20 protein-coding genes, 2 tRNA genes and 3 pseudogenes are annotated in these 19,390 nt (G+C 47.1%); 14 read left to right on the forward strand and 11 right to left on the reverse strand.

All coding sequences use genetic code 11. The features are described from left to right. Window positions 1–215: 215 nt before the first annotated feature. The 7 genes from rpmH to QUB37_RS10755 all read left to right on the forward strand — a co-directional run bounded on the left by rpmH (window position 216) and on the right by QUB37_RS10755 (window position 5,289). Window positions 216–353, forward strand: a complete 138-nt coding sequence (gene rpmH / locus QUB37_RS10725; protein ID WP_006632320.1) for a 50S ribosomal protein L34 — start codon at window positions 216–218, stop codon at window positions 351–353. Window positions 354–395: 42 nt separating this feature from the next. After that, window positions 396–800 (forward strand): ribonuclease P protein component, encoded by a 405-nt coding sequence (gene rnpA, locus QUB37_RS10730; protein ID WP_333161708.1) that lies wholly within the window; start codon window positions 396–398, stop codon window positions 798–800. Continuing rightward, window positions 772–1,164 carry a PH domain-containing protein gene (locus tag QUB37_RS10735; RefSeq protein ID WP_333161710.1) on the forward strand — a complete coding sequence of 131 codons (393 nt, stop codon included), beginning with the start codon at window positions 772–774 and terminating at the stop codon, window positions 1,162–1,164. Before rnpA ends, QUB37_RS10735 begins: the two co-directional genes overlap by 29 nt. A gap of 201 nt (window positions 1,165–1,365) precedes the next feature. After that, window positions 1,366–2,514 (forward strand): membrane protein insertase YidC, encoded by a 1,149-nt coding sequence (yidC, locus tag QUB37_RS10740; RefSeq protein WP_333161712.1) that lies wholly within the window; start codon window positions 1,366–1,368, stop codon window positions 2,512–2,514. Between the two features lie 11 nt (window positions 2,515–2,525). Continuing rightward, window positions 2,526–2,999 (forward strand): Jag family protein, encoded by a 474-nt coding sequence (locus QUB37_RS10745; RefSeq protein ID WP_015174192.1) that lies wholly within the window; start codon window positions 2,526–2,528, stop codon window positions 2,997–2,999. 90 nt (window positions 3,000–3,089) lie between these two features. Continuing rightward, window positions 3,090–3,602, forward strand: coding sequence for a YceD family protein (locus QUB37_RS10750; RefSeq protein WP_333161714.1), 513 nt, complete (start codon window positions 3,090–3,092; stop codon window positions 3,600–3,602). Between the two features lie 178 nt (window positions 3,603–3,780). Continuing rightward, the gene (locus QUB37_RS10755) at window positions 3,781–5,289 is read left to right on the forward strand and encodes an AAA family ATPase (protein ID WP_333161716.1); all 1,509 of its coding nucleotides are present in this window, start codon (window positions 3,781–3,783) and stop codon (window positions 5,287–5,289) included. A gap of 78 nt (window positions 5,290–5,367) precedes the next feature. On the opposite strand, the gene QUB37_RS10760 is transcribed toward QUB37_RS10755, so the two are convergent. After that, window positions 5,368–5,523 (reverse strand): hypothetical protein, encoded by a 156-nt coding sequence (locus QUB37_RS10760; protein WP_333161718.1) that lies wholly within the window; start codon window positions 5,521–5,523, stop codon window positions 5,368–5,370. A 10-nt stretch (window positions 5,524–5,533) separates the two neighbouring features. On the opposite strand from QUB37_RS10760, the gene QUB37_RS10765 reads away from it, so the two are divergent. The 3 genes from QUB37_RS10765 to QUB37_RS10775 all read left to right on the forward strand — a co-directional run bounded on the left by QUB37_RS10765 (window position 5,534) and on the right by QUB37_RS10775 (window position 8,735). Then, window positions 5,534–5,995 carry an SH3 domain-containing protein gene (locus QUB37_RS10765; protein ID WP_333161720.1) on the forward strand — a complete coding sequence of 154 codons (462 nt, stop codon included), beginning with the start codon at window positions 5,534–5,536 and terminating at the stop codon, window positions 5,993–5,995. 458 nt (window positions 5,996–6,453) lie between these two features. Then, a complete protein-coding gene (locus QUB37_RS10770; protein WP_006632312.1) occupies window positions 6,454–6,630 on the forward strand; it encodes a hypothetical protein in 177 nt (58 codons plus the stop codon). A gap of 530 nt (window positions 6,631–7,160) precedes the next feature. Continuing rightward, a complete protein-coding gene (locus QUB37_RS10775; protein ID WP_333161722.1) occupies window positions 7,161–8,735 on the forward strand; it encodes a peptidoglycan-binding protein in 1,575 nt (524 codons plus the stop codon). A 177-nt stretch (window positions 8,736–8,912) separates the two neighbouring features. Here the strand turns inward: QUB37_RS10775 and QUB37_RS10780 are convergent, their stop codons facing one another. The 3 genes and pseudogenes from QUB37_RS10780 to lipA form a co-directional block, all read right to left on the reverse strand. Further along, window positions 8,913–9,440 (reverse strand): transcriptional repressor, encoded by a 528-nt coding sequence (locus tag QUB37_RS10780; protein ID WP_190742311.1) that lies wholly within the window; start codon window positions 9,438–9,440, stop codon window positions 8,913–8,915. A gap of 440 nt (window positions 9,441–9,880) precedes the next feature. Beyond that, complete coding sequence (sigC, locus tag QUB37_RS10785) at window positions 9,881–11,146, reverse strand: RNA polymerase sigma factor SigC (RefSeq protein ID WP_333161725.1); 1,266 nt, start codon at window positions 11,144–11,146, stop codon at window positions 9,881–9,883. Window positions 11,147–12,192: 1,046 nt separating this feature from the next. Continuing rightward, window positions 12,193–13,068, reverse strand: a pseudogene (lipA, locus tag QUB37_RS10790) (lipoyl synthase); the annotation flags it as partial. 102 nt (window positions 13,069–13,170) lie between these two features. On the opposite strand from lipA, the gene QUB37_RS10795 reads away from it, so the two are divergent. Beyond that, window positions 13,171–13,244 (forward strand) — tRNA-Pro (locus tag QUB37_RS10795). Window positions 13,245–13,299: 55 nt separating this feature from the next. On the opposite strand, the pseudogene QUB37_RS10800 reads toward QUB37_RS10795, so the two are convergent. Further along, window positions 13,300–13,994, reverse strand: a pseudogene (locus tag QUB37_RS10800) (IS1 family transposase). Window positions 13,995–14,023: 29 nt separating this feature from the next. Here QUB37_RS10800 and QUB37_RS10805 point away from each other — a divergent pair. Continuing rightward, the gene (locus QUB37_RS10805; protein ID WP_333161727.1) at window positions 14,024–14,479 is read left to right on the forward strand and encodes a hypothetical protein; all 456 of its coding nucleotides are present in this window, start codon (window positions 14,024–14,026) and stop codon (window positions 14,477–14,479) included. A gap of 31 nt (window positions 14,480–14,510) precedes the next feature. Here QUB37_RS10805 and QUB37_RS10810 read toward each other — a convergent pair whose 3' ends face one another. From QUB37_RS10810 to QUB37_RS10825, 4 genes and pseudogenes are all read right to left on the reverse strand, one after another. Then, the gene (locus tag QUB37_RS10810; protein WP_333161729.1) at window positions 14,511–14,762 is read right to left on the reverse strand and encodes a hypothetical protein; all 252 of its coding nucleotides are present in this window, start codon (window positions 14,760–14,762) and stop codon (window positions 14,511–14,513) included. Between the two features lie 168 nt (window positions 14,763–14,930). Continuing rightward, entirely contained in the window at window positions 14,931–15,365 is a 435-nt protein-coding gene (locus QUB37_RS10815) for a CAAD domain-containing protein (RefSeq protein WP_333161778.1), read from the reverse strand. A gap of 402 nt (window positions 15,366–15,767) precedes the next feature. Continuing rightward, a pseudogene (gene gltX / locus QUB37_RS10820) lies at window positions 15,768–17,210 on the reverse strand (glutamate--tRNA ligase); the annotation flags it as partial. 133 nt (window positions 17,211–17,343) lie between these two features. Beyond that, window positions 17,344–17,493, reverse strand: a complete 150-nt coding sequence (locus tag QUB37_RS10825) for a hypothetical protein (RefSeq protein ID WP_333161731.1) — start codon at window positions 17,491–17,493, stop codon at window positions 17,344–17,346. A 101-nt stretch (window positions 17,494–17,594) separates the two neighbouring features. On the opposite strand from QUB37_RS10825, the gene QUB37_RS10830 reads away from it, so the two are divergent. Together QUB37_RS10830 and QUB37_RS10835 are read left to right on the forward strand one after the other, a co-directional pair. Then, window positions 17,595–18,092: a DUF393 domain-containing protein gene (locus QUB37_RS10830; protein WP_333161733.1), complete on the forward strand. Its 498-nt coding sequence runs from the start codon at window positions 17,595–17,597 to the stop codon at window positions 18,090–18,092. Between the two features lie 99 nt (window positions 18,093–18,191). Next, on the forward strand, window positions 18,192–18,401 hold the full coding sequence (locus tag QUB37_RS10835) for a hypothetical protein (RefSeq protein ID WP_333161735.1): 210 nt from the start codon (window positions 18,192–18,194) through the stop codon (window positions 18,399–18,401). A gap of 58 nt (window positions 18,402–18,459) precedes the next feature. On the opposite strand, the gene QUB37_RS10840 is transcribed toward QUB37_RS10835, so the two are convergent. Together QUB37_RS10840 and QUB37_RS10845 are read right to left on the reverse strand one after the other, a co-directional pair. Then, complete coding sequence (locus QUB37_RS10840) at window positions 18,460–19,122, reverse strand: Uma2 family endonuclease (protein WP_333161737.1); 663 nt, start codon at window positions 19,120–19,122, stop codon at window positions 18,460–18,462. Window positions 19,123–19,285: 163 nt separating this feature from the next. Then, window positions 19,286–19,359 (reverse strand) — tRNA-Asp (locus QUB37_RS10845). Between the last annotated feature and the right edge of the window lie 31 nt (window positions 19,360–19,390).

The raw sequence follows: 19,390 nt of genomic DNA on the forward strand, positions 1-19,390 counted from the left end.
ATCGCTCTTGCAATATCATCTTAGAAAGTTAGGGATATGGTAGTGAAAACACAACCGAAATTTCGTCCAGCAGCTCGAACACGGGTTGTTGCTTTGTGATTAGTGGCGATCGATTCAAATCGGAAAAATATTATTGCCAACAAAACAGCACTATGGTATACTAGAAGATTGTGAATATTAATCAAAAGTAAAGTAGCAAGCCGGGAGAAATTAAAATGACACAGCAAACCCTGCACGGAACCAGCCGCAAAAGAAAAAGAACATCCGGTTTTCGCGCCAGAATGCGTACCGCAACCGGTCGATTGGTAATCAAAGCCCGCCGCAGCAAAGGTCGCCACCGCCTCGCAGTCTAGCACTGCATCAAGGTTGAGAGGCCTCAACGATCGCCCTACGCCATGTTGCCCGAGACAAACCGACTTAAGCACCGAAAAGACTTCAGCGCCGTATACCGCAAGGGAATGCGCCGCAACTCCGCTCATTTCAGCTTAAGAGCTCTGCGTAAACCCAAAAGCGTCGAATTAAGCAAACCGACAGCCGAAAAATCCTTGCAGCCAACTCGCACAGGCATTTCTATCAGTCTGAAGGTTAGCAAACGCGCTGTAGTCCGCAACCGGATTAAGCGTCAGATTCGGGCAGCTTTGCGACAGCTATTGCCCCGATTAAAATTAGGGTGGGATTTAGTAATTGTCGTGCGTCCGATCGCACAAGAGTGCAATTATGCAGAAATTCTGCAAGAATTAGAGCAGTTGTTGGTAGAAGCCGAGGTACTAGATGGGAATTCGAGAGGAAGTATATTATGAAGGCGGCCCCGCGCCCGGAGACTTGATCCTCAATTTACTCTTGGGGCTGACTGTGGTGGGAATCCCCCTCGCAGTAGGAGCAATTGTCCGGGCTCTGTGGCTGCGGTATCGGATCACGAGCCGCCGAGTGTCCGTAACTAGCGGTTGGATGGGGGGCGAGCAGACAGACGTTATCTACTCAGATATAGTCAAAATCGTCACAGTACCTCGCGGTTTCGGGACTTACGGAGACATGGTGCTCACCATGAAAAATGGCAGCCGCTTGGAACTCAGAGCTATGCCGAAATTTCGAGCAATGTATGACTACATTAACGAAAAACTGCCCATAGCCGCTCAAAAAGCAAACGCGGCCAAAGCTAAATAACCGAATCGCTTCGCCCTCAAATCAGGGTAAAGTGAGTGCGAGTATTGGCAAACTCATTACAACAAACCGCTAGCGGGCGGTCGATCAACGGGCAATGTCCTAAGATAGAGACAAAACCCTAAAAATTGAGGCGGCTCGCCTTCAGCGGGTAAAAATAGTTCTCAACAGCAAACATAGAGCACCTAAATTAACTCAAAGCGAATGGATTTCGGTATCTCGTTTCTCTCCAACAACCTCATGCTCCCGATCCTAGATTTTTTCTACGGGATCGTGCCAAGCTACGGTTTAGCGATCGTAGCACTGACGCTCGTGATTCGCTTTGCTCTTTATCCTCTCAATGCAGGCTCTCTTCGCAATATGCGGCGCATGAAAGTAGCGCAGCCATTGATGAAAGAGCGAGTAGATCAAATTCAAAAACTCTATAAAGACAATCCTGCCAAACAGCAGGAGGAAATGAGCAAAGTATACAAAGAATTTGGTAATCCTCTAGCAGGATGCTTCCCGTTGGTGCTGCAAATGCCAGTGCTGTTTGCACTGTTTGCAACGCTCCGGGGTTCGCCGTTTTCTGACATAAATTACAGCGTCAACGTTCAAGTTTTGCCGAAAGAACAAATCGAAACTGTTCAACCGCAAGCTTTTGCTACACCGCCACAAAATATTTACGTCACAGGTACTTTTCATGCTCCTGTTGTGGGCGTAATTCCAGGCGGCGACAAACTCGCAGTCGGCGACACAACCAAGATTAATTTTCAAACCCCAGAGGGCAAACCTCTCAAAATTTTAGCGGCAGAAAATAAGAGCGAAATCGACTTTGAACCCGGCTGGAAAGTCATCAAAGGCGAAGATCTGATCAAGGTAGATGAACAGGGCAACATCACGGCCTTAGCCCCCGGTGAAGCCACAGTTCAAGGCACAATCCCCGGATTGGCTAGTAACAAAGGATTCCTGTTTATTGAAGCTCTAGGCCGCGTTGGCGCGATCGACTCAGACGGTACAATCCACTGGGATATTTTGGTAATGATCCTGGGCTTCGGCATCAGTTTATACATCAACCAAACCCTTTCAGGACAAGCACAAGGGCCAAACGACAACCCCCAGCAGGCTACAGTTAACAAACTGACGCCAGTCATATTTTCAGGGATGTTTTTGTTCTTCCCGCTGCCCGCCGGCGTGTTGATGTATATGCTGATTGCTAACATCTTCCAAACAGTTCAATCGTTTATTTTGTCGCGAGAACCGCTGCCCGAAAACCTCCAAAAAATAGTGGACGAAGCAGAGGCGAAAACCCAAAAAGAACAAGGATTAGATGCACTTCCCTTTGAGCCCAAGCGTTCTAAGAAAAAGGCTTGATTTTAACAACAATGAAAGACTCTCAAATGCAGCGCGGACAGGCATGGTTAGAAGAATTGCTACAACTGTCCGCAATTCCTTCAAAAGTGGTATGCGAACAACGAGAAGATTGCTATTGGATGACAATAGATGAAAGCAATCTGACTCGAGAACAAGTTGCAATCTTAGTCGGGCCAAACGGTAATGTCATAGATGCCATTCAGTACCTCTGTAACACGGTTCAGAATATAGGTCAGGAAGTAGAGGAGTCAATTCCTTATACAGTTGAACTAAATGGCTATCGCATCCGCCGCCAAGAGGAATTGCGATCGATGGCAGAGTACGCAGCAGATCAAGCCCGATCGACGGGAGTTGAAGTTGAAATAAAATCGCTGTCTTCGGCAGAACGCCGTCAAGTCCACAGCTTTTTGAGCGAATGTGAGGATATAGAAACTTACAGTCAAGGACAAGAACCCGATCGGCGTTTGGTAGTGCGCCTGCGCTGACGCTAAAGAAGGAAGAAGGAAGAAGGAAGAAGTTAAAAATTAACTATTCCTTTTGACCTTTGAATTCAAGAAGTAGGAAGGCAAAAGATTATGGAGACAATTTATATCCCTCATCTACTCACAAAAACAGAGCGGAAAGAGGTCATTGATTTTGAAGAATTTATCCCCGATTTAGAAACTCTTACTCCGGTGCGAGGACGACTGCAAGTGACTCACCAAGGGAATTATCTTGAGGTGAAGGCGAAAGCAGAAACAATTGTTACTCTCACCTGCCACAGATGCTTGAAACAATACAATCATCGTTTGGCACTCAACTCATCGGAACTAATCTGGCTTGAAGAAACAGCAAATCAAACAGATTCAAGTTCAGCAGAAATAGAAGTTGCTTTAGAAGATTTGGTGGAAAATTTGTCCCCTGGTGGCTATTTCTCTCCGGGCGATTGGGTGTACGAGCAAATGTGTTTGGAACTGCCGCATAAACAGATATGCGATACTGAATGTCCGGGAATTTCTTTAACTGATGATGCAAATACAGAAATCACCGAAACAGTCTCAGACACTCGCTGGGCCTCTCTGGAAGCACTTAAACGGCAATTGCCTTAGTCAATAGTCAACAGTCAGTAGTCATTAGTCAGTAGTCATTAGTCAGCAGTCAGTAGCTAAGAACTAATAACTGTTGAATAAGGACTGCAGAAAAAATCACATCGGCTAACATCTAATAACCAATAACTAAGGACTAATGACTAATAACCAATGACTAATAACCACTGACAACTGACTAATGACTATTTTTAGCGACGAGTTTGAACTACTCCTGCGATCGCGCTACCCCCTAATTTACATTCCCACACGGGAGGAAGAGCGCGTAGAAGCGGCGATCGCCCAATGTGCCAAAAAACAAGGTTCTCGCGCCGTCTACATCTGGGATTTTGTTGATGGCTACCAAGGCAATCCCAACGATGCCGGTTTTGGCAAGCGCAACCCGCTGCAAGCTTTGGAATTTCTCGAAAAATTACCCGCCACCGCGCCGGCAATTTTTATTCTGCGGGACTTTCAGCGGTTTTTGGAAGATGTCTCGATTTCCCGCAAGCTGCGGAATTTGGCGAGAAGCCTCAAATCTGTACCCAAAAATATTGTCATCGTATCTCCTCTAATTTCGATCCCGGAAGACCTCAGCGAAGTGATGACTGTTTTGGAGTTTCCCCTGCCTGCGGCGGCGGAAATCAAACTTGAGGTGGAAAGACTGTTAGGGGCTACCGGGCAAGCCATTGAAGGGCGTTTGCTGGATGAAATGGTGCGCTCCTGTCAAGGGCTGTCGATCGAACGAATCCGCCGAGTTTTGGCAAAGGCGATCGCCACCAGAGGCGAACTCCATCCCGACGACGCGGAACTGATTTTAGAAGAAAAGCGCCAAACAATTCGCCAAACTCAAATTCTGGATTTTTACCCAGCCCGCGAAAATATCTCCGATATCGGCGGTTTGGACAATCTCAAAGAATGGCTGCTGCGGCGCGGCGGTGCTTTTTCCGATCGAGCCCGCCAATACGGTTTGCCGCATCCCAGAGGTTTGTTGTTAGTCGGAATTCAAGGAACCGGAAAATCCTTAACAGCAAAGGCGATCGCCCACCACTGGCATTTGCCTTTACTGCGGTTGGATGTCGGGCGCTTGTTTGCCGGATTAGTCGGAGAATCCGAATCCCGCACCAGGCAAATGATTCAGCTAGCGGAAGCTTTGGCCCCCTGTGTGCTGTGGATTGACGAGATTGACAAAGCTTTTGCGGGATTAGACGGTAAAGGGGATTCCGGGACAACTAGCCGGGTGTTCGGGACTTTTATTACTTGGTTGGCAGAAAAAACTTCGCCGGTGTTTGTAGTCGCAACAGCCAACAACATCCAGTCTTTGCCGCCAGAAATGCTGAGAAAAGGCAGGTTTGACGAAATATTTTTTGTGGGTTTGCCCAGCCAGGAGGAACGGCGGGCGATTTTTGAGGTACATTTGTTGCGGTTGCGATCGCACAGCATCAAAAATTACGATGTAGAGCGCTTGGCTTACGAAACTCCCGATTTTTCAGGGGCCGAAATCGAGCAAACTTTGATTGAAGCAATGCACATTGGGTTCAGCCAAAATCGAGACTTTACGACTGATGATATTTTAGAATCAGCTAGTCAGATGGTGCCCTTAGCCAGAACGGCTCAAGAACAAATCCAGTTTCTCCAAGATTGGGCCGCTGCTGGGAAAGCTCGCCTTGCTTCTAGATACGGCAGTTTGAGCCGCCGGATTCAGGGTTAAGCTTTTGAAGTCAGTAGATCAGTTATCAGTTGGCAGTTGGCAGTTACCAGATTTTACTCAACATTCAACATTCAGCAGTCAACCCTCTTCCCTCTGCCTTCTTCCTTCTTCCTCCTTCCCTCTCTCTGCCTTCTTCCTTCTTCCTCCTTCCCTCTGCCTTCTTCCTTCTTCCTTCTGCCTGACATCCGTTACATCCGTTACAGAATCCGTTGCCGAACTTCCTTCTTCCTTCATTTGCGGTTTTATGAACACTGTATATAGCGTTTTCAAATTTTTAGTGGGTTTTCTGCTCGCGATCGTCCTGATGGCAGGTGCTAGCGTGGCTGCTGCACTTTACTTTGCCGCTAAGCTAACTACTGTGCCCGAAAAACCTGTTTTTTCCAACGACAAAACACCAGCTCAGGTTGCGGGCGGTGCGCCGAAGTCAACAGCCCAGGCTAGCCCTGTTTCTACATCTAGCGATGCCCCGTCTCCGAAACCGCTGGAACCGGGAGCTTACCGCGCGATGGTGACTCAGCCGATCGGCTTAATTCTCCGGGATACAGGTAGCCGAGACTCGAACCGCATTGGCGGTGTTGGTTACAAGGAAAGAGTCGTAGTTTTGGAAGAGTCGCCCGACAAAGAGTGGCAGCGAATTCGGATTGAGGAGGACAATCGCGAAGGTTGGGTCAAAGGTGGCAATACTGAAAAAGTTGAGGGCGAATAAAACTTAGATAGTAATTAGACAACAAATATACTCATCTCATTGTGAGGGCAGCCAAGCAATCGCAGTGTGAAAATTGTTCACCAACGCCGGGTTTTTTCCTGTTTATTGTTGCCAATAGCCATATACACATTTATCACAAAAAGTCAAGTTAAATTTATTTACGATATTTGGGATTGCAGTTTGATGCGCTGAGACTGCGGGGGCGATCGCCTCTGCAAAATCCTGAATTGGACATAAAAGCCCAGCAGACAAAAGGTTTCAAGAGCTAAAACTCAGCATGAAAACTCGAAAATACATAATCCTAACTTATGTTATTCAGCAGAGTATGTTAAGAAAATTAGCAAAATTTTAAGGTTAGTTGCAAAACCCAGGCGGTTGTTACCGCCGCAGAGGCAAGAGTGGTAGCTTGGATTACAAGATGTAAGTTTTCAGCTCTTCAGCTACCAACAATAAAAAATATGTACGACAAACGTCCCGATCGAGATTTGGCGACTGCTGCTGTTACTGCGGCTTTGGGAGCTGGGGTCGTTACCTCTTTTGCGGTTAGCAGAGGGCAAAACCCGCTGGTAGCCATCGCAATTACTGTTTTTGCAGCGGGAGTAGCTGTAATTTGCGATCGGTTCGGCTTAATTTAAGCGATCGTCGATTTTTTACTACAAAGTCAACTTCTCAAGAAATCCCCGCCCGATTTGCAACTAGCAAAAGTGGGGATTTTTAGTCGCTAGTTTTTTGGTTAATCAGCGGTACTTTCCCAGACGCACTCGCCACACGAAGAAGCCGCGTTTTTTAACAAAAAAACTGCAATTTCAGGCTCTTTACCAGATAACCAATTAAGATGATGACAAACTGCGCCCAAGTCTTGTGGTAATTTCTGCGGCAGCCAGATAAAATATTAGCCAGCACTACCCCAGAACTTATTGTCTTTTGGTCTTAAAGGCTAAGACTATGCCTGCAAACTTTTTTGCTGAGTCTCGCGTCTCTAGAAGCAGCAATGCTATCTTGGGTGTTACCTGTAATTATTTTTGACAGTAAATTTTTTATAAACACGGGTGCTTCGCGCTTTCCAAGTAGAACTTAGCGTTGATAGAATCCAAGCCAAGCGTACCAAAAATCATTTTTGGCAGTTTGCTCACACAACCCACCCACAATTTCACACTAAAAAATTATGGAATCTCTTGCTTACCTCGAACTTGCTCTTGTATGCGAAGCACCCGCAGAGTCGAAAAATTTTGATGAGCCCAAGTGGCAAAACCTATCGAGTCAGGCTTACGTCCGTTTGCTATCTCTGGCTTTGATGCTGTCGGTTTTGAGTGCAGCCGGTTCGGCTTTTGCTCAAATAGATCCGGGATATCCGAATGTGCGAGCGGTTCAAGACAGGTTGCGGGAACTCGGTTATTTTCCCAGATCTTCGACAGGTCAACTCGGCCCGGTTACTCAACAAGCGCTGGCTAACTTTCAGCGAGACTATCAACTGTCGCTGACTGGTAGGCCCGATCGAGCTACTGTGATAGCACTCAACAGTTTTGCCGGGGACGATCGACCTTTTAATACTATTTATACAAATTATCGGGAGCTGCGTTTTGGAAACGCGGGTGCAGATGTTTCTGCTCTCCAGCGCAGGTTGAAGCAGCTAGGCTACTTCAGTGCCCATCCCACAGGGAGTTTTCGCGAAGTTACTCAAAATGCGGTTAGATACTTCCAGCGAATTAATCGACTGCGGGTAACTGGAATTGCCGATAGGCAAACTTTAGCTTTGCTGTTTGGTTCCACTCGGTCTGTTCCCCCCGTTACGCTTCCAGAGAATATTTCGGGAAATGGCGGTTGCAAGGGGCTGCGGTTCGGAGACAGAGGAGCGACGGTAGACTTGATCCAGCGACAATTAAAAGCTTTGGGCTATTTTGAAGGTGGCGTTGACGGTAAGTTTCGGGAACGCACTCTCTACGCTGTGACTCGTTTTCAGCAAGATTACAATCTGGTTTCTGACGGCTGCGCTGACACTGCTACTTTGACTGCTATTGATGCCCAGATGAGGCAAGCTGAAATTACCTCCTGGACTGAGGAAGATGACCAACAGAGTAATGCCGGAGATTTTCTGGAGTTGGGCGACAGAGGCCGACAAGTAGAATTTGTCCAGCGGCGGCTGCAAGAATTGGGTTATTACAGGAGCCAGATTCACGGTTGGTTCGATCGACCAACTCAGGCAGCTTTGATCCGCTTTCAGAGAGATAGCGGGATGTTCGGGACTGGAAGAGTTGATCGCAGCACTCGATCAGCTTTGCGGCAAGGCAACAGGCAGGCTGCAGCGCCTGTGCCGCAAATTGCCGCTGGTCTGCGACGGGGCGATACTGGGCCTGCTGTCCGACAGCTTCAGTCTACGCTCAGAAGTCTGGGCAAAAACCCCGGCCCGGTGAACGGAGTATTTGGAGCCGAGACCGAGTTTGCGGTGCTGTCGTTTCAGCAGGAACGCAATTTGTCACCGGCGACGGGTATTGCCACTCCGGCGACTTTGGCTGCGATCCAAAACGGATTAGCTGGGCGGGTAGCTGTTTCTGCTGTTCCAATTAGCAGCAGTTCCAACTCTCGATCGAGCATTCAGCAATTACAAAGGCGACTGCAAGACCTCGGCTTTTACACAGGCTCGATCAGCGGAGTTTTGGATACTTCGACGAGAGACGCTCTCGATCGAGCTCAGCGCAGTTACGGGATCAGCAGCGACGATTTGTTGAGCCAAACTTTTTAGCCCCACGCTTGCGGACGCTACATCAAAGAAATCGGGTTTCTTGTTTCCGGCTCATTCCTGAAATGATGTATTTTTCCTAAGAAACCCGGTTTCCGCGTAACTGTGATCGCACTTGGGCTACCAAGTTTTGTTAAAAGTTGTAACAAGTCATACTTGAAATGCGAAAATAGTGTAATGTCACTCGATTGAATCCGGGGCGCTGCTGCCGTTGTGGGCGATCGACCTCGGACAAGACCAATTGCTGGAAACCAAAGACGGCCATCCCATCCGCAAAGCTTCGTGACACACCGTATGAATGGTTAGCTGGCAGTCTAGCAGGTGCAACCCAGACTTTTCAGCTTGCTTCATGCCAATTTTCAAAATCGAATCGTTGTTAAATTCGATCGTTCTGTTGCACTGAACGCAGACTAGGTGGTGGTGGTGATGCGGGTAAGGCTGGTTTATTTCATAGTGTTTGTGACCTTCTGCTAGTTCGAGTTCGCGGAGGAGGCTCATCCTTGCCATTAACTTTAAAGTTCGGTAAATGGTGGACAAGCTAATATTTTCTCCGCGATTTTTTAACAAAGTGTACAAATCCTCCGCACTCAGGTGATTGCCTTTGGGGAGGTTCTGAAACACGTGCAAGATGGTTTCCCGTTGGGGAGTCATCCGCCAGCCTTTGTCATTGAGTTCGGATTTGAATGAGGACGCGGTATAAAGTGCCATAGTGACCCTCTCAAGAAAGTCTGCCTATTGACAATAATACACAACGATCGAGATATTTTGCAAATATCACAGCTTATTGAAAAAAGATTGAGGAAAAAATTTGGTTTTTGATATTTTTTGACTTTTAACAAGCTTTATGACTGAAAGCATCCAGGATACAAGCCCCCGGATTCATTCCTTCGGAGACTCAGGACCCAGAAATAAAAAACCTGTATCCGATGAAACTTGCCCCCCGAATTTATCCGTGGGGTCAAGGCTTCAATTCTAAAATCTAAAATCTAAAATCTAAAATCTAAAATCTAAAATCGATTGACTTGCTGCAGAGGACAGAGAAGTGGTTGAGAAGTAAATATTGTTACTTCTGCCGAATGCCTCATGCCTTCTGCACAAGTGCCAAATGCCTTGCTCCCTGATTAATCGCGCTGACTGACCGGCCAAATTTAAGTCAGAGACTCCAGATAGTCGCGGACGCGGTTGCGACGCTTAGGTTGGCGGAGTTTTTGCAAAGCTTTGGCTTCAATTTGACGGACGCGCTCGCGGGACAAGTCGAGGGCGCGACCGATTTCTGCCAGCGAATAGGGGTGTCCGTCACCCAAACCAAAGCGCATCAGAATTACATCTCGCTCGCGGCTGGTCAAATCTGCCAGCAGTTGCTGCAAGTCGCGGTGCAAAGCTTCTCGCATCAGCATTTCTTCTGGGGAGATGCTGTCGGTTTCTAGCAAGTCGCCCAACTCTGTATCTTTTTCGTTGCCCACTTTAGTTTCCAAAGAAACAGAACGGGGTACTCGCAGCAAAACTTCTCGGACTTGGGGCGCTGTCATGTCCAACTCGACAGCGATGTCTTCGATCGTAGCTGTCCGACCTTTTTCTTGAGAAATTTTGCGCTGGGCTTTTTTGATTTTGTTAAGTTTTTCGGTGATGTGGACGGGGAGGCGAATGGTGCGGCTTTGAGTGGCGATAGCCCGCGTAATTCCCTGCCGAATCCACCAGTAGGCATAGGTGCTAAACCTATAGCCCCGCGTCGGGTCAAACTTTTCTACAGCTCGCTCCAGTCCGAGAGTACCTTCTTGTATTAAGTCGAGCAATTCTAAACCGCGATTTTGATATTTTTTCGCCACCGAAACCACCAGGCGCAGGTTCGCCTTAATCATGTGGTCTTTCGCTTCGATGCCTTCAGCTTGAATTCTTTCGATCGTCTCGACCGTCATCTCGGCTAACTCGGCCCACTGGCGCTTGCCTTCAGACATAATTCGCTTGAGTTCTGGCACGTCACTGACACCGGCGGTTAATGCCCAGCGTTCCAGGGAAGGTTTATGTCCCAACTGTGCTGCTAACCGATCGCGCACCTCAATTAAATGCACGAAGCGCCCAATTAGCCCTTCTTCCTGGGAGGCGACGGTGTTGCGTAATTCCAGCAATTTGATATAGCGCTGAACTTTTTGAGCTTCCGAGACTTCTTCGTCTCTACCCAAGAGACGAACCCGACCTATTTCTTGGAGGTACAGGCGCACTAAATCTGTAGTGCGACGGCTGGCATTTTTTTGCAATTTGGCTGCTGGGTCTGCATCTTCGGTCTCTGCTGGGTCTTGGTCGAGCAGTTCGTCTCCAGCTTCTTCAGCATCTTCATCCAACACATCACCTTGCAAGGGATTGACTCGCAGTTGTTCGTCGAATTCAGCTTCAGCGTAAAAAGAGGTGGCTGGCATAGTGATTTTCTCAGTTGCTCCGGGTGAAAAGATGCTACGCTTAGCGGTTATTTATAATTAAGATGCCCATTTGGTTAAGACGAAGCATCACCGCTTTGTGTTTCTTTAGTAACTTTTCTGACTTTTCTGCTGTTGTTCGATCGAACTTTTGCTGCCCCACTTGTTTTACCAAGATTCTGGAAAACGCTAAGAACTTTCTGATGTAACAGGTTGAAGGCCCGAAAAGTGTGTTGTACTTCTTTGTTTATGTAGCTAGTATAGATAGTGACTAGCTAGAAACAAGTGACGTTAGTCAGAAGTTAAGTTAATCTTCATCACCGATAACCTGGTTCCCGATCACTTCGGAAAATTAGCCATTTTTTTAATAAAACTTTATATAACTCGGCGCTCTTGATTAAATACGCTGTTGCGAGCGCAGAAGTTTAATCCATTACAGCATATGAGCTTCAGAGTTGCTATAGTCCGCAGTACCGAGTTATTGACTGACGCAAAAACCGGGTTTCTTCCTCAAATTTCTGGATTAAAACCTAGAAGTTTGAGCAAGAAACCCGGTTTCGGGATCTCTTTTGCCTAAGTCGCGACTTTGAGGCGGCGATCGGCTGATATTTTTTTTGCTGTTGGCCATTGGTAACAAGTTAAGCTAAGAAAGCATTTGCCAATCAGCAACTAGGCTCAACATTTACTCGGATTTTGGGCATAAAACTGAGATGTGGGCGATCAAGGAATCATGCCTCCCATGATGTTTATACCTACTCCCTCTCAAATCGTAAATTTTCCACTCCTAAAAAAGCAGTTTTTTTGAGTAGTATTACTGATTGACAAATGCAATTAAGTCTTAACTTGTCACCAATGGCTGTTGGCTACTGCTTCCCGCTTAACATCACGCCCCGAACACCAGCATCTGAAACCGGGTTTTTTGCCCTGGGTCTGCATATCAAGCGCAAGTTTTTCCTCGCTGTTACCCGGTTGATCGGGTTTTAGTGAGAATGGTGCGATCCTCTTCGAGGGCTTCGCTAACGGGCGCGAGTCAACTCAAATTAAAATTGCTAGCGTGGGTAAAGTTTCATCAGTTCTCTTACCTGTTCGGCGTGATAGGAACTGCGAGTTAAGGGAGAAGCGACAACCTGCAAGAATCCCAAAGATTCGCCAAACTTTCTCCAAGCATCAAACTGTTCTGGAGGCACAAAGTTTTCTACGTTCAAGTGCTTTTGAGTCGGTTGCAGGTACTGTCCAACTGTTAAAATATCGCAGCCGACAGCCCGCAAGTCTTGCATTGCCTCGCGAATTTCGGCGTCTGTTTCTCCCAGTCCCACCATGATGCCGGATTTGGTGTAAACCCCAGGTGCGAGTTCGCGGCTTCGCTGCAATAGTTCCAAGGTGCGATCGTACTTTCCTTGCGGCCGCACCTTCCGGTAAAGTCGCTTTACGGTTTCGGTATTGTGGTTGAGTACCTCTGGCCGGGCTGCGAGAATGATTTCTAAAGCTTGCCAGTTGCCGCACAAGTCGGGAATCAAAACTTCTATAGTTGTATCGGGCATCGTCGATCGCACTGCTTGAATGCACTCGACAAATTGAGACGCCCCCCCATCCGGCAAATCGTCCCGGTTGACAGAGGTAATCACGACGTGGTTGAGTTTGAGCCGCTGCACCGCTTGCGCCAATCTTTGGGGTTCTGTGGGATCTAAAGGTTGGGGCTTTTTCTCAAAATCGATGTCGCAGTAAGGACAGGCGCGGGTACAAGCCGGGCCCATAATCAAAAATGTCGCAGTACCTGCGTTGAAGCATTCGCCGATGTTCGGACACGACGCCTCCTCGCAAACCGTATTTAGGGATAAATCCCGCAAAATTTCTTTGACGTTGCCGACGCGCTCCCACTGGGGGGCTTTAACTCGCAACCACTGGGGCTTAACTGTCACGTCTGTCTCCGCCTGAGTAGTATTTTACAAATAATTATAAAATAATTATATACGAGCTTGCTCAATTTTGACTTGAGTATGATAGGGTAAAAATATAGTGACTAATTTCGGGATGTAGCGCAGCTTGGTAGCGCACCTCGTTCGGGACGAGGGGGTCGCAGGTTCAAATCCTGTCATCCCGATTTACTTTGACTGTTTACAGGTAACGGGTTTCAGATTTATTACCGCGTTGCTGAATCAGTTTATGATGGGCTGAGGAATGGGCACCTCTGGGAACTTGAGGTAGTGAAGTAACAATCGAATTGAATGCGCCAACATTTCTACTGATTTGGAATAACACAATGTCTTCCGATGTAATCGAGCCAGATAATGGCGTAAGCGAGTGTTTTCCCCCTTGCACTCGGGTCATGTAAGTTTTACTCACAATCTGGTCGCCTTCAGGGATAAAACCCGGATAAACAGACCACCCATCGGTGACATAGAAGTAGCACTGCCAGGTTGCCACAACTGTCCACAAAGGCTTGAAGATCTCAGCACGCACGATCGCCTAAAACTCAGCCTAAGATCCCTGGCTTAAAGTGGTCAAACGCCGTCCACAGCCAGATTTTGTTTTTTTTGACTTCACAAAAGTTTCCAGTTCATAGAGTTCACCGACTTCAAGAGCATAGGCATCAGGAAGTAATTCACCCACTTGCTTGACCCAAATAATCACGGTCGTATGATGAACCCCTTTGACCCGTTCAATCCCTCGAAACCCTAAGCCATTGACGTACATTCTGAGGCACTCACGCTTAAACTCATCCGAGTATCCTGCAGGCGGAGAATAGGTATCAAAGAAATGCCGTCTGCACTCCTTGCAGAGGTGATGAGTGTTTACCTTTCTGTTTCTCATTTTTACTGATATTAGTCGAGCCACATTCTGAACACTGCATCGTTTCTCCCCTGATTTCATAGCTCCATTATGCAACGCCACTACCGCACTAAAATTATTAAAGCCTTTCACAACAGCAGGCAAATTCACCGCATACTGTTTGATTTTTACCGACAAGTGGAGGATAATGTTAATTGGTTGCAGCAGCGAATAGATGAACTAGACAGCACTTTGACTACCGACAATTTACAGGAATTTAAGGACGAGTTGAAAAAGCTACTGAAAACAGCATTGACTTACACTCAAGGGCTGACAAAATTAGAAGATTACAGCAATACAATTGCGATAAATCTTAACAATTATGTTAAGAACTTATATCAAATCTATGCTAAAGTTGAAAGCGATGAGGAAGAACTATCTATATTAAATCACTTCAGTAGAAAAACTGCTCCATATATGCGATCGCAAATAGCAGGCGACTTAGGATATTTCCGACACGGCACAGGCTTAATCGAACAAGCGATCGCCTCATCCGAGGGAGAGTAGAAATAGAACAAGCCCGGAGCGATCGCGCCAATCAAATAGAACTCCGCAAGAGCGAATTAGCAGAGAAAAACCGAGACGATCGCCTATAAAGCACAATACAGGCGATCGGTGTCGGTTTAGCAGCCGGAGGAATTGCAGCATCAAGCGGCACAGACAAACTCTTCGAGACGCTGCGACAAAACCACGTCCCCGCACCCTTAATCCTGTGGTATCCGTTTGTATTTTCCTTTGTTTTTAGTTGTGCGATCGCCCTTGGATCTGCTGCGATCGTCTGGTGGCGCACTCGGCCAAAGAATTAGCCATTAACCATTAGGTCGCGTAGGCAGACTTCGTTTGTTTTCCCGTAAACTCAGCGATTTCAATCGCCCATTCCTACAAAAAAAACCGACACCAACAACTTATTTAAAGTTATCAGTGTCGGGAACAAATTCAACAAATTACCAGCAAAAGTTTAGGACTTTTTGCCGAAAACTTGTTCTTTCAATGCTTGAATTTCTTGAGCTAATTGTTGCCGGTTGGACGATCGCAGCAAATAGCGGTAGATAAACCACCCGGCGTATCCAATACCAATTAGCTCGAATGTGGGTGCTAGCAGGGGGATGTCGTTGAGTTCGTCTATTACGCCCAAAAGCACTTTCAAAGAGACAATCGAGGCTAAAATTACACCGACAACAGTCAGGGGACTTTTGTACTGTTCGTAAAAGCTGCCGATGTAAGCGGGAAACTCAGACAAAATTGCGATAATTTGTTCTTTGATCTGCTGGGTCTGACTTGGCGGTTCGTCGGTAATTATGACTTTTGTGGTATTGCTGGAACTGTCTGCTTCATTTCCGGCAGGAATTTCGGTGATGATAACGGTTGTTTCTGGTTCGTTTGATGAAGTCATTTCTCCACTCGCAATAGTTTTTTGCTGGTTGGCGGCAGGTATTTCAACTGCTGCTGCGACTGTTTCAAGAGCCGGTATTTCGACTGCTGCAACCTCCCCGTCGGTTGGTTCAAGAGCCGACACTTCGCCTGTTTCTGTAGTCGGTATTTCGACTGCTGTAACTTCCACTGCTTGTTCGACAGTCGGCGTTTCGACTGTTTCGATCGCAAGTTTTTCCACTTCTGAAACCTCTGCTGCTGATGGTTCAACAACCGGGGTTTCGACTGTTTCAATAGTCGGTGTTTCGACTTTTGAAACCTCCACTGCTGACTGTTCTGTAGCAGAACTTTCGGCGACTGTTTCTGCGTGTGGTTGTTCTGGGGTAGGAGTTTCGTCCGCGACACCAACACCAGGCAAATTCAAGTTGCTAATGGCATCAAGCAAACGGGTTTTAGCCGTTCCTCGCTGGTGAAGGATTACCCAAGATTCTATCAGGTCGGGGCCGTGCATTGCACCTGTCAGAGCGGCTCTGAGCGATCGCATAATTAGCCCTTTGTTAAGATTTTTCTCTTTACTGAGCTTTTTAGTGATTTTCTGAGCTTCCGCTGATGTCAGGGACGAATGACTTTCCATCGCTTCTACAACTGCTTGTAAAGCCTGTGCAGCCCCTGTTTGCTGCAATTGTGCGAGTGCTTCTTCTTCGTATTCCACGGTGGTGGAGAAGAAAACCTTACACATATCCACAGCATCGGTTAAGCGAACGAGACTCGGGCCGATTAAAGCAGCTATTTGTTCGAGCCAGGGGCGGTCTGCCTCCAAGTCAAACTCATAACCGCCTTTCTGCCACCAATAAGGTATCAGCAAATCTGTCAATTGCGGCACTGGCATTTTGTGCAGATATTGACTGTTCAGCCAATTGAGTTTATCCCAATCAAATTTTGCACCGGCTTTGTTGACTCGATAAAATGTAAATAATTCTGCTGCTTCCGACAGTGTAAATATTTCCTGCGTTGAATCCGGCGGAGTCCAACCGAGCAAAGTCATGTAATTAACTAAAGCTTCGGGCAGGTAGCCCATATCTTTGAAGTCAGAAATCGAGGTTACGCCGTCGCGTTTAGAAAGCTTTTGTCCTTGGGAGTTTAAAATCAGTGGCGTGTGGGCAAATTCTGGGATTGTCGCGCCCAAAGCTTCGTAGAGCAATATTTGTTTCGGAGTATTGCCGATGTGATCTTCGCCGCGGATGACGTGGGTGATGCCCATGTCTATGTCATCGACAACTACGGCGAGGTTGTAGAGTGGTTGGCCGATGACGCCGCCGCTGGATGCCCGGGCAATCACCATATCGCCGCCGAGGTCGCTACCTTTCCAGGTTACGGTGTCGCGTACCATGTCGTTCCAAGAAATCGTGCGATCGTCGTCGATGATAAACCGAATCACAGCTTGTCGCCCTTCGCCTTCAAAAGCTGCGCGCTCTTTGCTTGTCAAGTTGCGGTGCCGGTTGTCGTAGCGGGGGGCTTGTTTGTTGGCTTTTTGTTCTTCCCGCATTTGGTCGAGTTCTTCCGACGTGGTGTAGCAGCGGTAGGCGAGTCCATTGTCGAGAAGGGTTTGGACTGCTTGGCGGTATATTTCCAGACGTTGGGACTGAAAACTCGGGCCTTCGTCCCAGTTCATACCCAGCCAGGTGAGGCCTTCGAGGATGTTATCGGTGTATTCGCTTTTAGAACGTTCTACGTCTGTGTCTTCTACCCGCAGGATGAATTGGCCGCCTTGGTTGCGGGCAAACAGCCAGTTGAATACGGCGGTTCTGGCGGTACCGATGTGTAGGTTTCCGGTGGGACTGGGGGCTAGACGGACTCTGACATTCATGTAGATTTTTGCTTTTAGATTGGGCGATTTGCTGGTTGGGGGAAGAGCTGATGTTTAAGACTTTAAATTTTATTATATTTTGTTGCCGAATTAACAGTTGTGCTTGGCAGGTGCTTTGCCTCGAATTGTTTGATCATAGGCGATCGTCTTCGAGGGCTTTCCTTCGGATCGCGGAGCTAACGAGCGATCGGGCGAAAGTCTCCGGCAAGGCAAGAAAGGGCATCTTGATGATAATAGCTTGCGGGTGGCCAAGACTGGATTGACCTTTGGGACTATTTTTCACACCACAAATAACTGCTTTAGGAGTACCGAAGCCGCACCTGATAACTATGGATGCTTGTAAAATGTTTGTGTGCGATCGATGACATTAAAATATATTTCCCTATGTCTGCTGCTAAAACTGAGTTTTCCGAATCTGTTGCGCCCTCACCCGAGTCTGTTGCGCCTGCTTGGCAGATTGAGTTACTGTACGACGGTGAATGTCCTCTGTGCGTACGGGAGGTTAATTTCTTGAAAAAACGCGACGCGGGGCGAGGTTTAGTGTCGTTTGTGGATATCGCGGATGATAGCTACAACCCGGAAGCCCACGGCGGAATCGACTACGAAACGGCGATGGGTCGGATTCACGCGATATTACCCGACGGTACGACGGTGAAAAATGTAGAGGTTTTTCGCCGCACCTACGAGATTTTAGGTATGGGATGGGTTTATGCTGTGACTAAGTTACCAGTGATCGGGGCGATCGCCAATTGGCTGTACGGAATTTGGGCAGACAGGCGGCTGATGTTGACGGGAAGGCCGGATTTAGCAACAATTATGAGCGATCGAACTCAGCGGATCGAGTGCGAAAGTCAGGGCCGCTGCCAACCCAACTCGAAATGAGTAATATTTGGGAAATTCGATCGACCTATCAGAAGATGTCAGCAGAAACAGACTGCAACTAACATTAAAGATAGACTACTATCAAAAGCGGGAAAGAAAATGCAAGATGCAGGCTATACAGTTTTCATTGGCTTCGGCGGCCTCTGGGTAATGATGGGAATTGTCGCTGTGATTGTCCTCTTCAAATCGGACGGTCAAAAAATTAGCTTTGGCAAATGGGGATTGTTAGTGGCTATTCCGATTCTCGTCCCCATCTTCCTGGTTTTGACATATCAGATCGCCCGACCCTTTCTTTCCTCGCACCTTTGAGCGCTGCTGGGAGTCGATCGTCGGTGGGAGAAAGGAATTAGTTAAATTAAGTTAAATATTATTGCTCATTTTCGGGCGATCGCAACTGCTCGTTCGCCCATTGACGCAAAGACCGAATTATGGCATTGTCATCTTGAGTTTCTGCCATCTGCAAGAATTGATTGAGCACTGCTACAGAAAGGATGGGAAATGTCGGACTGCGATCGCAAGTAATATATTCCCGATTTTGCAACTGATAAATTTGTACAGTTTGTGCCCGATACCGCCAAACTTCAGGGATTTCTAGCTGTGTGTAAACTACAAATCGATTAGAAGAAGGACTGGTAATATCAACTTCAATTACCAAGTCTGGGGGAGGATCGGTTGAGATGTCAAGCCTTCTTCCTAGAATGCGATCGACATTTTGGATATAAAAACATGAATCTGGTTCTGCACCTTGTTCTAAATCTTCACGGTTGAGAGTCGTCGAACCAAATCCCTTAATCTTCAAGTCCAACTCCTCAGTTAAAGCTGTAACAATCCGTTTGAGCAAACAGTTAATAGTTTCATGCAAGTCGGATGGCATGAGAATTTCTAAGACTCCTTGAGAATATGAAAATCGCGAGGATCTCTTGTCTCCTGCTTCTGCTAATAAGCTTTCGTAAGTCTGCCAACTGATATTAGATAATACTACCCGTTGTGTAGTTTCTTCCGGTGAGGGCTTAATGTTCGTAACGGTCATGTTTTCCCGCTCCTTAATCATGTCTAGCTATGTAAATATCATAAGATTCGCAGTCAGGACTTTAGTCCTTTTTTATCCGCAGAAGCAATAAAGTCCTGACTACAAACGAACTCAATTTAGAAAGAGATTTATGAAAGGTTTAAACTTTCTATTTACGAGAGAACGGGACAGACGGGGCTCGAACCCGCAACTTCCGCCGTGACAGGGCGGTGCTCTAACCAATTGAACTACTGTCCCTCGTTTTGCCGTTTTTTCAGGCACAATTTCT

Origin of the sequence: Microcoleus sp. AT3-A2 (assembly GCF_036705685.1) — a bacterium.
GTDB lineage: Bacteria > Cyanobacteriota > Cyanobacteriia > Cyanobacteriales > Microcoleaceae > Microcoleus.